16 protein-coding genes are annotated in these 12,473 nt (G+C 40.6%); 10 read left to right on the top strand and 6 right to left on the bottom strand.

The window, feature by feature from the left end; all coding sequences use genetic code 11:
- Positions 1–106: 106 nt before the first annotated feature.
- A complete protein-coding gene (locus B6A27_RS18750) occupies positions 107–274 on the bottom strand; it encodes a hypothetical protein (protein ID WP_156450527.1) in 168 nt (55 codons plus the stop codon).
- A gap of 83 nt (positions 275–357) precedes the next feature.
- Here B6A27_RS18750 and B6A27_RS17225 point away from each other — a divergent pair, with 83 nt between their 5' ends.
- Positions 358–945, top strand: coding sequence for a CotO family spore coat protein (locus B6A27_RS17225; RefSeq protein WP_066148780.1), 588 nt, complete (start codon positions 358–360; stop codon positions 943–945).
- Positions 946–1,103: 158 nt separating this feature from the next.
- Here B6A27_RS17225 and B6A27_RS17220 read toward each other — a convergent pair whose 3' ends face one another.
- The 3 genes from B6A27_RS17220 to B6A27_RS17210 form a co-directional block, all read right to left on the bottom strand.
- Positions 1,104–1,586 (bottom strand): CotY/CotZ family spore coat protein, encoded by a 483-nt coding sequence (locus tag B6A27_RS17220; protein ID WP_044742782.1) that lies wholly within the window; start codon positions 1,584–1,586, stop codon positions 1,104–1,106.
- A 312-nt stretch (positions 1,587–1,898) separates the two neighbouring features.
- Complete coding sequence (locus B6A27_RS17215) at positions 1,899–2,393, bottom strand: spore coat protein (RefSeq protein ID WP_080862768.1); 495 nt, start codon at positions 2,391–2,393, stop codon at positions 1,899–1,901.
- A 101-nt stretch (positions 2,394–2,494) separates the two neighbouring features.
- The gene (locus tag B6A27_RS17210; RefSeq protein ID WP_080862767.1) at positions 2,495–2,776 is read right to left on the bottom strand and encodes a hypothetical protein; all 282 of its coding nucleotides are present in this window, start codon (positions 2,774–2,776) and stop codon (positions 2,495–2,497) included.
- A 604-nt stretch (positions 2,777–3,380) separates the two neighbouring features.
- On the opposite strand from B6A27_RS17210, the gene B6A27_RS17205 reads away from it, so the two are divergent.
- From B6A27_RS17205 to B6A27_RS17175, 8 genes are all read left to right on the top strand, one after another.
- Positions 3,381–3,740 carry a DUF1360 domain-containing protein gene (locus B6A27_RS17205; protein WP_080862766.1) on the top strand — a complete coding sequence of 120 codons (360 nt, stop codon included), beginning with the start codon at positions 3,381–3,383 and terminating at the stop codon, positions 3,738–3,740.
- A 679-nt stretch (positions 3,741–4,419) separates the two neighbouring features.
- The gene (locus B6A27_RS18745; protein ID WP_156450528.1) at positions 4,420–4,575 is read left to right on the top strand and encodes a hypothetical protein; all 156 of its coding nucleotides are present in this window, start codon (positions 4,420–4,422) and stop codon (positions 4,573–4,575) included.
- 133 nt (positions 4,576–4,708) lie between these two features.
- On the top strand, positions 4,709–5,032 hold the full coding sequence (locus B6A27_RS17200) for a hypothetical protein (RefSeq protein ID WP_044742778.1): 324 nt from the start codon (positions 4,709–4,711) through the stop codon (positions 5,030–5,032).
- Positions 5,033–5,141: 109 nt separating this feature from the next.
- Entirely contained in the window at positions 5,142–5,495 is a 354-nt protein-coding gene (locus B6A27_RS17195) for a hypothetical protein (RefSeq protein WP_044742777.1), read from the top strand.
- Positions 5,496–5,876: 381 nt separating this feature from the next.
- The gene (locus B6A27_RS17190) at positions 5,877–6,644 is read left to right on the top strand and encodes a glucose 1-dehydrogenase (protein WP_080862765.1); all 768 of its coding nucleotides are present in this window, start codon (positions 5,877–5,879) and stop codon (positions 6,642–6,644) included.
- Positions 6,631–7,104, top strand: a complete 474-nt coding sequence (locus B6A27_RS17185) for a hypothetical protein (protein WP_044742775.1) — start codon at positions 6,631–6,633, stop codon at positions 7,102–7,104. The genes B6A27_RS17190 and B6A27_RS17185 overlap by 14 nt, the downstream gene beginning before the upstream one ends.
- Positions 7,091–8,131 carry an alpha/beta fold hydrolase gene (locus tag B6A27_RS17180; RefSeq protein WP_080862764.1) on the top strand — a complete coding sequence of 347 codons (1,041 nt, stop codon included), beginning with the start codon at positions 7,091–7,093 and terminating at the stop codon, positions 8,129–8,131. The genes B6A27_RS17185 and B6A27_RS17180 overlap by 14 nt, the downstream gene beginning before the upstream one ends.
- A gap of 703 nt (positions 8,132–8,834) precedes the next feature.
- Positions 8,835–10,121 carry a glycosyltransferase family 2 protein gene (locus B6A27_RS17175; RefSeq protein ID WP_161491057.1) on the top strand — a complete coding sequence of 429 codons (1,287 nt, stop codon included), beginning with the start codon at positions 8,835–8,837 and terminating at the stop codon, positions 10,119–10,121.
- On the opposite strand, the gene B6A27_RS17170 is transcribed toward B6A27_RS17175, so the two are convergent.
- Positions 10,118–10,324 carry a hypothetical protein gene (locus B6A27_RS17170; protein ID WP_044742773.1) on the bottom strand — a complete coding sequence of 69 codons (207 nt, stop codon included), beginning with the start codon at positions 10,322–10,324 and terminating at the stop codon, positions 10,118–10,120. The genes B6A27_RS17175 and B6A27_RS17170 overlap by 4 nt on opposite strands.
- Positions 10,325–10,341: 17 nt before the next feature.
- The gene (locus B6A27_RS17165; RefSeq protein ID WP_080862762.1) at positions 10,342–10,683 is read right to left on the bottom strand and encodes a DUF2642 domain-containing protein; all 342 of its coding nucleotides are present in this window, start codon (positions 10,681–10,683) and stop codon (positions 10,342–10,344) included.
- Positions 10,684–11,394: 711 nt separating this feature from the next.
- Here B6A27_RS17165 and B6A27_RS17160 point away from each other — a divergent pair.
- Positions 11,395–12,414 carry a glycosyltransferase family protein gene (locus B6A27_RS17160; protein ID WP_161491056.1) on the top strand — a complete coding sequence of 340 codons (1,020 nt, stop codon included), beginning with the start codon at positions 11,395–11,397 and terminating at the stop codon, positions 12,412–12,414.
- The last annotated feature ends 59 nt before the right edge of the window (positions 12,415–12,473 follow it).

Here is a 12,473-nt window from a genome sequence, read left to right as displayed (position 1 = left end):
GCGCGTGGATGATCCGCTGGCCGAACAACGCCGTCCCTTGAAATGGAGATGAAAGCGGCGTGGTTTGGGCTTCTGTCACGCTGACGAAAAAGCGAGTGAACGAGATTCATGCGACCGTAGCTGTTTGCATATGCCGTTTGTTCGATCCTCCAGAAAAACGTTCGTATTTTGCCAGCTGATGAATGGTTCGGTTTCCGCTTCTATCGATAGATTGATCAGGCCTCTCTAATTCCTCCTCTAAGCAACAGACAAGACGAAACGCTTGTGACTTCATGCACAATCCCTCCTGTTCACTTTCTGGTCATCAAAAAAGAGAGGGAACGCATAGAATAAACATGAACAGGAGGTGAAAATTGCATGAAAAGAAAACCATCACCTAAGCCATTGTTGTATATTGCGCAGCCGGGCTTTCAAAGAATGAATGCTCCGATGCAAAAAGTTGTTATAAAAAAGGAAAAGGATGTTTCGGAAACACCATATAAAGAAAAGAAGGATGAGACAGAGCAACATGTTGAAGAGGTAAAAGATGAAGTCAAAGATGTAGAAGAAGTGGAAGAAAAGTATGAGATGGTGGTTGAAGAAGCTGAGGATGCTACACAAACTGAAGCAGAGACGGAAGAGGAGAAAGCGGTGACGGAGCAAGAAGAAGTGACGGAACAAGAGGAAGAGGCAGAGCAAGAAGAAGAAACATGGAGCGATACGGATATACGTGAGCATCGGAAACGATTTACGGAGATGACGGTTGCCGAGAAAATCGATTATTTAACGAACTTGCCATCTTATGTACCTAAAGCGCTATGTATCATTGAAACAGAATCAGAAAACATTCGAGGTGTGATTGTAGAGAGAGAAGATAACAGAGTGAAAATTAGAAGAAGCGGCGATTTACGGTTATTGGAATTTGCGCAAAATGAAATTTTGAATATTCAAATATTAAGCTTCTGAATAAAATATATTCTGCAGGGTAAAAAATTTTTTTGGCCATCTTCTTGTTTGCTTCTTTCTTTATTGTATGAAAATAGACTGCCTCGTTGTATTGGGCAGTCTATTTTTAGGAACTTGACAGAAAAAATGCTGGTAGAACCAGCAGCCATTTTCCTTTCTTAACCGTGGTGATGGTGTTTTTTTGTATCTCTCGCACGGCCTACTAAATCAGGAGGTAAGCATTGAATAGCAGTGAAGTTCTGCAAGTCGACTTCGATGCAATAATTCGTTTTTTCGAGACCGAAGAAATCTGGATCGCAAGGATCGCAGACACTAATGGTTTCGCCATCTCCATCAACCGGTCTTAATAAAGATAACGTTGCGCAGCAGTCTTTAATATTTTCAACACGGAAGAAAATCGTTTTAAAGCATGCCATATCGCCAGTAAAGCCGCCCACATTTCCGAAAATAGTGAAAGGATCTCCTTTTTTTGTATAGAGGATAAAAGGAACGGTATCTCTTCCTGGAGAAATAGCAGGGTTTAACAAGTTGCTGAAGCAGCTAGTCGGGCACTGTTCTTCAATGGCTTCTTGCGCATCAAAAATTTCTTCAACCGCTCTGCATACGCAATTATAATCTTTATGATGCTTATCGTGGCCCATTTAATTCAACTCCTTATAACTGGTTTTATTGACCTTCTGTCCCTAACAGAGTATGTGCGTTCATTTTATAGTGTGTGGGCATTTGTCTAAAAATTAGGGAAAATATTCAAGAAAGAAATGTGTTTATCATGGAAAAGATTTGCTTTTTATGTTATAGATTTGCCTAAGAATGTTGGATTTGAAATGACAGATGAAAAGAAAATCTCAAGAGCCAAATGATAAAACACGGATTCATAATCGATGATACAAAAGCAATCGTGCTGGGAGAGGAAAGGTACAAAGGCGAGGGCGAATACCCTCGCCTTGACAGATTTAGAGAATGTCGATTTGTACAACAAGCGCGACGAGAATTTGAATCAACACTTGGAGGGAGATAGCAACATCAGTATCTGTAGTAGTAACAACGACGTTTTTAGAATTTTCGATGATCAATTTTTGTTTGTTTGCTTGAGTAATCGTTGCTTTTTGTAGCAATTCCTGCGTGACTGCCTCAGCACGGATGCTGTCAGCGATTGTTAAGTTAATGACTAATGCGATCGCTACTTGAAGAACAACTTGTAGAGCGACAGCTACTTGTGTTTCTGTAGAAGAGATTTCGATGTCGCAAGAGTCCTTAACGATAATGGTTTCTGACGATAATTGCTCTGTGTCAGCTCTCTGAACCGCATTTTGCATCGCTGTAGAATTGTTGTCGCTATCATCACAGACGTTAAATCTGTTGTTATAGTAATTATTCGGCTCAAACCGTTTTTCAATGGGATGACATGCGGAACCGTGAGCCTGCCACGAATATGGTCTGGCTTCCATAGTTATTTTCCTCCTTTTTCTTTTAATACTATTAAATGCGGAAAGGATTTTTTTGTATATGATACTTGCCCTAGGGGATTGACCCATTTATTGCGTACTTGTCACGATTTTTTTCTGTTTTTTAACATATCTCTTAGCGTGGTATTTTTTGGGGCTTCAGGAGTTTTAGTGGTTTTCGCGATTTTTGGTTGGTTTTGCTTTTCGAGAAATTCGTTTACTTGGTTTTGTAAATTTCCTACTAGTGCTTTCAGCTGCTGCTTTTCGTCATCTGAAAGCTGCCGTCTGTGCTCGCTGCTTACGTTGTGCTTATTAAATGCATCTAAAATAAACAGTTTGGCTAAGCTTGATGAGATTTGCTCCAGGTTTTTTTTGTTATCAGACAAATGGATTCTCCTCCTTTCAATGTGTCACAGTGTCGGTCCTCAGGGCCGTTTTTTCTTTTGAGATGAACTGTTTTTTCAATTGGAATGCGGCAAAATGGAATAGAAACGTGGTAAATATCCTCCTTTCCTGTATACATATAATGCAAATGTGCCGATTTTTGATTGGATAAACATACAAATGCCTGTGCCCATTTTTTCTATTTTGCTTCACTGGGGTCGGCCATTTAGGATTCGGCCGTGTGAAGATCGGTTATTGCTGCTTTATTCTTATAAAAATAGGACTATTCTTTGATGGCTGTTTTTGTTGTTTATGGACAGGAGATATAGATGGAACTTGGCATGTTGATGTATCGATAATTTCAGGGGAGATGAGGTTTTAGATGTTCACATTTGCATCTTTTCAGAGCTTGGATTGACTGTCGATTGTCCGATGTCCAAGAGCCGATGGCTTTGCAGGTTCATATTGGCGTGAGAAAGAAAGTCCACAGATTTGGCTTCGAACGCCCATTCTATAGAGAGGATTGATCCATTCCCAAGTTCGCAGTTGGCTGAACATAATTGATTCCTCCCTGCATATGATGATAAGGAAAGTGAGGGGAAAGGGATGCTGAACAGTATTTCATATATAGAACTGTTCGTTTTTTCGTTTGCTGTTTTTCGGCTGACTAGATTGTTAGTATACGATCAAATAACGAGTTTTATTAGAAAACCTTTTTTAGAGGAAGTTGTAGAAACAAATGATGAAAATGTGACAGAAACATATGTGGTCATTAAAGGAAAAGGGATTCGTGCCTTTCTAGGAGAGCTTTTAAGCTGTTACTGGTGCACAGGAATTTGGTGTGCGGCAGGATTATTTTTGGGAGGGTGGTTTTTTCCGGCCGTTTTTGAACCGGTGATCATGATCCTGGCGATTGCGGGAATGGCTGGAGTGATCGAAGCCATTGTAGAAAAATTAGTAGAATAGTTGATTTTGTTAACCATTATCAAAGAGTGAACATAAGATTATATAGAAATAGCTTGGTATTTCGGCTTTTCAAACCATTTATTGGGCCGTCCGGCTGGACATGAGTGCTCCCTCCAAGCCTTCTTTGGGAATAGACGAACTGATTTTTTGAACAGCGAAGAGCTGAAATTTCAAGTTAAATTTATTTGTAGAAGGGGGAGAAAGGATGGCACGAGAAAAGCATAAGAAGTCTGCAGAACCGGCTGAAAAGAAAGAGAAAGAAAACAAAAAAAAGAGAAGAGGCTGTGGATGCGGAAGAAGACGAAAAAAAGAATAAACATAAAGGTTTTGTTAGTAGGGCTCCTTTTCCTGAAGAATATAAAACAGGAAAATGGAGCTTTTTTTCATATTAGAATTTCTCTCCCTTATTAAAGAAGTAAGGCGCTGTCTAGCTTCAAACACCATCGGCTCGAGTCGCGTCGACTCACACTGGAAGGGGGCTTTGCGCTTTTTTTATTCCTGATGTCGAGGATAGCCCATATCAATAAAGTAAATATGTTACAACAGACAAGCCGTTGAAGAGTCATTTTTGATAGATGTGGCTTTTAGCGTTGCCATCCAGTACAGATGATTTCACTCTATCAATCCAATAGGGTGTGTTGACATTTGATTTTCATCCTGAATAAGCAAGGAGTCTATCATGTTGTTCAGCTTTTGGTCACGTTTTGACGTGACACGAGCCATTCGCCGATTTTCCTCCCATCATCGAATGAGCGATCTTTCTTTGGAGCGGCTATTATTGGATCGCCGCATCATCTCTATACGGATTGTCGGAATTTGTCCTGTACTCGATTGAGTATGGATATTTGTTTCGACTGTGAGCTGAAAAAATAGTTAATAGTTGATACAAGAGCCATTACAATCGCACACAACAATGATGATGGGAAAAAATAGAATATAATAACTTGCTTGAAAGGAGGAAAAGCAGAATGGCGAAAAAACTCGTTTTAGCGAATTTAGGGAGCTTCACAGATACACAGGTTCAATTGTTAAGACAGTTTAAAAATTTATTAGCGGCTTTGCCAGACAGTCAAAATATTTCTTTGAATTTGAATCCGACAGCTCAGCAGGACGTAAGTGCGCAGCAGGTTGGAGAAGATCTCGGTTTAACGATTACTTTAACAACACCTCTAGGAACCATCTCGTTTTCAATTGGTTTGGATTTACCGATTGAAGACTTGTTGAATACGATTTTAAATGTTGTGACAGCGATCATTTGTGCAATAGACCCAGATTTAGACATATGTTCCTAAATCTATGTTGAAATAGCATATTTTTTGAAATCTATTCTCTTTACCTACAGCATTTTCAATCAAAATGAGTACAGTATAGAGAAATCTAATAATAGGGGGAAAATAAATTATGAAGCTTAACCTTGGCGGGCTAGGAAATTCTGCGCAAGCAGCTGAGCTCATTAACCGAATTAACGAGGCTGTCAAGTCATTGGGAAATGGGAAGCTTACGACTAATAATACAGCGAGCACAGCGGCTCCATCAACAGCTCAAGCTAGCACACAGCAAGTAAGCGCACAACAAGTAATTGATCCAGACTTTGGATTGAGCATTTCGCTTACCACTCCGCTTGGTACGATTAGTTTTTCTTTTGATTTAGATCTTCCAGAAGTTGATCTAACAGAGATATTGAATATTTTACTAAGTGTCATTGAAGCAGTGCTCTGCGCCTTGTTCCCAACTTTAGATATTTGTACTCCTTAATTTAGCATCTCTTCATTAAGGGCTATATCTATATAGATGTAGCTCAACCTTCTTCGTAATTTATATTGGATATGGAGTTCAGATTGTTTTTCAATGGTGAGATGGCCGAACAACGAATCGCTTCACAAAACCATCAATGCGGCTGAAAGCGGTACAGTTCGGATCTTTGTCACGTGAATGAGCGACAGGGGAAGGTTAGTGAACTTGCCTTCGGCCGTTCATGTTTCAGAGATCCGTTATTCCATCTTTCAGTTGCATTTGTATCGTAATCGATTGTGCAATGTAAAGAAAGCCATGTAAGATCATTCTGAGCGAAGCGAGGAATGAACGAGAGCATGGCTTTCTTTTGCGAAAAAAGCAGTAGAGAAGGGAGAAGCAATGATGCATCGATTATTTGATTTAACAAATAAAACAGCCATTGTTACAGGCGGAGGTACCGGGTTAGGAAAGCAAATTGCTATTGGGCTGGCAGAAGCAGGAGCGAATGTAGTGATTTGTTCACGCAAGCTGAAAAAGTGCGAGGAAGCATGCGAAGAAATTCGACAATTAGGAGCACCATCCATGGCTCTTGCCTGTGACGTGACTCAAGCGGATGATATCAAGCGGGTTTTACAGCAAACAAAGGAAAGGTTTGGAGCGCTTGATATTCTTGTCAACAATAGCGGAACATCATGGATGGCTCCCTTTTTCGATGTTCCTGAAGACAAATGGGAGAAAGTGATGGAGGTTAATGTCAAAGGGATGTTTTTATTTTCGCAAGCGGCTGGAAAAATGATGGCTGAGCAGCAGTCAGGGAAAATTATCAATATTGCTTCCATAGCCGGCATGTACGGACAGCAAGCAACATTGATGGATGCATGGCCCTATTCGACAAGTAAAGGTGCCGTGATTGCGCTGACAAAAGATTTAGCGGCCAAGCTAGCTCCTTTTCATGTACAGGTCAATGCGATTGCCCCAGGTTTTTTTCCTACAAAACTAACGTCTGCATTACAGCATGTCCGTGATGATCTTTTAGCAAAAACACCATCGGGGAGATTGGGGAATGCAGAGGATTTAAAGGGAGCTGCGATCTATCTTGCATCTAAAGCATCGGATTACGTGACAGGCCATATTCTTGTAGTGGACGGTGGAATGAGTGCGACCATATAACATAGAGGTTCAAATCAATAAAAATCTTTTCAAAGCTCGCAATTTAGATGCCATATATAAACAATTAAAAACAAAAAGCTTTCAGCTTGAAAACAAGGGAAATGCATCTATTCAGCAATTGTTGAATCATGAAGCATGGGTTCGGTTATTCGCTGTCTTAGAGCCGCTTATTTCTCGGCAAGTAGGGAAAATAAAAGCCCATCAGGAATTGCTATCCAATGTATTGAATCTTCCTTTAAAAAGCGATATGGCGAATATTGCCCAACTTGTCGTGGATACACAAGAAAAAATTGATGCCCTTGAAGAGCAGCTTTGGCCGCTATCTGATGTACGGCAACAAACCATACTTAATGAGAAAATCAACAAAATAGAAGCAGAATTAGGGGATATTCGAGAAATGCTGGCGAAGGTTGTTCACTCTTTGAATGAAGGGAAAGACATGAAAAATGGAGCAGAATGAATTAGTAGGGCATGTCCGCAAAGAAATCAGCCGCTGGCGCAATATATGGACGGTACGATCAGATGCGGAGCGTGCAAATGAAACAAAACGAATTTCGATTTGGAAAAAAAACAAAGCTGTGCTATGGTATTATCCTTCTCCAGATAAAAAGTATGATATTCCGGTGTTTCATGTCTATTCGCTCGTGAATCGCGCCTCCATTTTGGACTTGGCCCCGGGCACAAGCTTAATTGAGGGATTTGGATCGAGAGGATATGACGTTTATTTGCTAGATTGGGGAGCTCCTGCTTATGAGGACAAAGATATCACGCTAGAAAACTATATTGTTTCATATCTTCAGCAGGCAGTGAAACGGGCAATCAGGCATTCGGGAGCCGCTGAAATTTCATTAATCGGCTACTGCTTAGGAGGGACAATGGCCGCGATTTATGCTGCCATTGCGGAGGAACCGATTCGAAATTTAATTTTCATTGCTACACCGGTGGATATGAAAAATCTCCCCATTATGAATAAATGGGTGGAGGCGCTTCGAAGCGGAACGATTCAGCCTGCTTCATTTTTTCGCGAGATCGGCATCGTACCAAGGGAATTCATTAAGGCAGGAGTTCGATTATGCACAGTTCCTCTTTACTTTAGCCACTATTTCTCTCTTTTGCAGCGCGCCCATGATGAAGCCTATGTGAGGAAATGGAAGCTTTTCAACGATTGGACGAACGATCATATTCCTTTTTCGAGTGCCGCTTTTCTTGATTTAATGGATTTGATTGCTCAAAATAAAATAATCAATGGCCTCCTTCGAATAAAGGGAAAGTCTGTTCAATTGGAAAATATCACGGCCAATTTGTTGGTTGTGTGCACAAATGGAGATCGCTTAATTCCAGCTGAATTATCTTATCCGATCATCGAAAAAGCTTCAAGCCATGATAAAACATATCAACAAGTGGAAGGAGGACACGTATCGTTTGCGTTACAAGGAGGAATGCCGGAATTTTGGGATGAATGGCTAAAGCAGCGCTCGTCCTTATAGCTTCTCCCTTTTATCATCTGTTTTGTTCCCTGTTCCATTATGGATAGGGACTATTTTTTTATGTTTTTACTGGCAGGCCTTCTAACAAAGCCTAGCTGTTTTTTTACTTTAACCTATATGGACCGGAATGAACCTCTCCTCCCGTTCCTTCGTGTAGAGGAGGAGACTTCTCGGTGGGGGGTGTGAAAAAAATCGTCATCAATGAAAAAGCTTCGTCGGACGGAAAGAATAACGGAAACAGGTGCGGATAATTCCAATGGTGGACGACCGGACAACGCCGCTTTACAGAATGGTGAATAGGTCTGAAAGCGGCGTTGTTTCAATCTTTGTCACGTATCCGCAGCTGTAGATTGTAGATTTTGATTTGATAGATGAGTATGGAAAGTATGATGCCGTCCATTCATGTGATGAAGCGACAGTTGAAGATCTTTCATCCCTTCCGTCTTTTTTACTATTAAGCTGAATCTGTATAGATGTTTATGACAAAAACTCCATCACCGTCGGAAGGAGGAAAAGCGGCCATTCACTCATCATAGATGAAGGGACTATTTTTGGATAGGTGGAAAGGCAGATATGATCATATTGAATGATTTTGCAGAGCGGAATGCACCGTCTCTACATATATATGAATAACAGTTTCCCTATTCAGAGCGCTGGAGCTTGTCTATTTATGTGATAAAGAAAGAACATTGGAGGGATGATAGTGGCGGAAGATATTCATGTGTTGCTTTTAGATTATACATCGCCGATTTCATTATCGAAGGCGCTTATTTCTTTACAGCTTCTTCACTCGCGGGTCAAACATATTACCATAATAAATAAAGGGGATTTAGTTCCTTCGCTTCATATTCCCGCCTTGCCGCAACCGGTCACATACCAAAAGATCATCATGGGAAATTTAGGGAGAACCATCCAACAGCTTGTTAGAGCAAGCGGGTGCGAATATACATTATTTCTGTACGATCATGATTATTTAACAGAAAAAATTCAACACGTATTATTGCAATTAGAGAAAGACAATATGATGATGGTCGATTCGTATCGTGTCCGCGATTTAACGATACAGCGCCCTTTTTTAGTAAAAACGCGTCTTTTGCAGCAATCCTCTTCTTTATTGGAGCGCCAAGTCCCGTTCAAGGAAGCGGTATTGCCTTGCTGGTTCAGTCGTTTAAACGCAGTCAATACGATCATGATTTCGGAGGGGGCGGTCAAGCAAACAAGAAGCGTTGCGAATCATACTAGCTTTTATAAACAAGAGATGATCCAGAAATACTTTAGCCGTCCTATAAATCTCACAGAATCCCCTTCAATTTCCATTATGTTGGCGAATTACAATATGGAACAATATATTGACATCGCTCTTGCCTCTTGTTTTTATCAAACGGTACAACCTGATCAAATATTGGTGATTGACGATGGCTCAAGGGATCGCTCCTATGAAAAAATCCAAAAGTGGAACGGGGTAATCCCTCTCGAAAGCTTCCAGCAAATAAATAGCGGGAAAGCGCGTGCTTTCAATCAATTATTGCCGCAAATCAAGTCGGATTTTGTGTTGGAGCTGGATGCCGATGATTGGCTGGATCCTGATGCAATGGCTGTTTTAAAACAGCATTTGGCCCATCTTTCCGAGGAAGTTTCTGTTCTTTATGGGAATTTGAGATTTTGGAAGCAACAAAACAATGGGGATGTTATATTTAAAGGAATTCGAAAAGGGAAGCCTGTTTACAATCAGCAGGATTTAATAGAATATCCTTTTCCGCTGGGACCGCGTATCTATAGAACGTCGGCTTTAAAAGAAAATGGCGGCTTCCCTGTAAAAGATTTTCAGGATGGCCGCCTGTACGAGGATGTACTAGTGTTAAATGATTTATTAAAAAAGGGACGTCTTCATTATGAAAATTTTACTATATATAATGTTCGTAGGCATCATGCAAGCATTACGAAAAAAAATTACTCCAAATGGAGCGAATTCATCAAATATCTTGATTAAGAAGCGATCGGGAAGCGGATAAAGTTAATGTCAGCAATTAAAATAAAATGTGTGACATTGCTGTATCCAGTAAATTCTACCACTACAATCGAGTTATCTTTTAAGCCTCCTAAAATCCCGGATACAAATAAATCATTCGTTTCAAGCTCTACCAATTGACCAACACGCTTTGCAAGTTCTTCTCTAAATGTGGGACTAAACATAGAAACGGTTCCCTCCTTTAAATTTCATTAACTTCTTCAATTTTGTCCAGCGGAATCAAAACTAATGAACCATCAAACTCTACCATTACGATATAATCCTCCTGAATCGCAATCAGTGTGCCGCTAATCACTTCACTTGGAGTTGTAACGACAATTTCCTTATAAAGATATTGCTCGAGCCCGCCAGGAGTTGGAGGATTAGGACATGGGAGATGGATAGAAAAATCAAGATCGATACCTAGCAGGTCAATCATAAAGGAGAAATCGATCCCGCAGTTAGCGGAGTCTGTCGGCGTTAATCGTTGTGTGAGAGCAACTAGCTGTTTTTTTAATTTTTCTGTTTGAGGATTAGTTGCCAATGTAACCATCCTTTCATTCATTGATGTTTGATACTTTGATAGTATATGTATCAACGGATTCTCTTGGATAAGCGATTTCACTAGGAATCGCAGATTTGATGCAATTAACTATATAGATTCGGAGCGAAAAATCGACACCAACGGAAAGTGTTTCAGTGTGGAGAAAGAATAACAGAAAATGGTTTGTGAATGTTGGCTATTCACTAGTATTTATTTTTATCTAGAGGCAATTGGATACATCAACTTTATTCCAAAGTGAGCAGGTGATAAGCCATTTCACTAGTCGGGCGACTAAACAACATCGTTTGCTGACAAAGGGATTGGTCAGCCGTCGGTGTTGTTCCACCTTTCGTCACACGGACGCGAAGAGAGTTTCATCTTCAAGGGATGTTGTAGCTTATCGTTTGCTAGCGAAACCATTTTTTCTCGTACCTTTTCCGCTGTATTTCATAGTATGTATAGAGAGGCAACTTGACATATCGACATTTTCGCTTCTTCGCTGAAGCGATTGTTAGCTTTCGGCAGTTGAGTGGTCGAACAATGTCGTTCCCAGGTCTGAAAGACACTTCATTGTTCGATCTTCCATCGTGATGGAAGCAAGTCACCGTCTTGTCTCCAACTGTCGAAAAAATCAAGTCGCTTCTTTCCAATCTGCTATAAATCCATCTTTAAAATTGTATATAGAGGAAAAATGGTGATGGAGGGATCATGATGAACATGATTATTTTTCCCCCGACGATTGATTGGTCATGGATGAGGCAACGGCCGCAACAATTGGCCAAGCAGCTGGCTAAAAGAGGATATACCGTTTTTTATTGCAATCAATCAACGCAAAAGAAGCCTGTAGAAGAAATGATGCCAAGATTATATGTTGTTCATCATTTTAGCAAATGGGTGAGAGAAGAGTATCCAAGACTGAAACAGACGGAAGGAAATGTAATTGGCCTATGGTGTACGTGGCCGAAATTAACACCTTATATAAAAAAAATGAAACCGGATTGGGTGATCTATGATTGCGTAGATGAAATGGAAAGATGGCAGCGTTACGAGCCGGAAATGGTAAAGCGATCAAATGCCATTATTTGCACGTCACAGCCTCTGTTTGAGCGGCTGCGAAAGGACTATCCCTTCAAGCGTATTGAGATTGTACGAAATGGCTACGATCCCGATTTATCACTTCATCTAGAACATGCCTCGTCCATCCTTCCACGTGATTTACCAAAAAATAATAGACCGCTAGTAGGTTATGTGGGGGCATGGGCACCGTGGATTGACGAAGAGCTTGTGCGGCGACTGCTGCGGGAGAAAATTGATTTGGTCGTCATTGGAACCGAATTTGGTTTGAATTATTGTTCATATGGGAAATCGAACATGCATTTTCTAGGGCATAAAGCGCATGAGCAGCTTGCGAACTATCTTCCTTTTTTTCATGTTTGTATCATCCCTTTCCAAAAGAATAAACTTACAGCCGCTGTTAATCCTGTAAAGGCATATGAATATTTAGCGGCTGGAAAGCCCGTCGTTTCAACCAATCTCCCCGAATGCAGACAGATGTATCCCTATGTAGAGATCGGACATTCTCATGATGAGTTTGTTTCCAAGGTACTTCACTATATCCATCATGCAGGAGATGCGTCTGACCGCATCCGCTATGCTTTACAGCACACTTGGGATCACCGCGGTGAGCAAATCGAAGCGATTATTAAAGAATTTACACATTTCAAGAGATAATATAACGACGAAAGATGTATTCTATCATCAAACAGATTGACGCTTTCGACATCATTTCT

Source organism: Anoxybacillus sp. UARK-01 (genome assembly GCF_002075365.1).
GTDB lineage: Bacteria > Bacillota > Bacilli > Bacillales > Anoxybacillaceae > Anoxybacteroides > Anoxybacteroides rupiense.
This window is presented reverse-complemented; position numbering and strand designations above follow the sequence as displayed.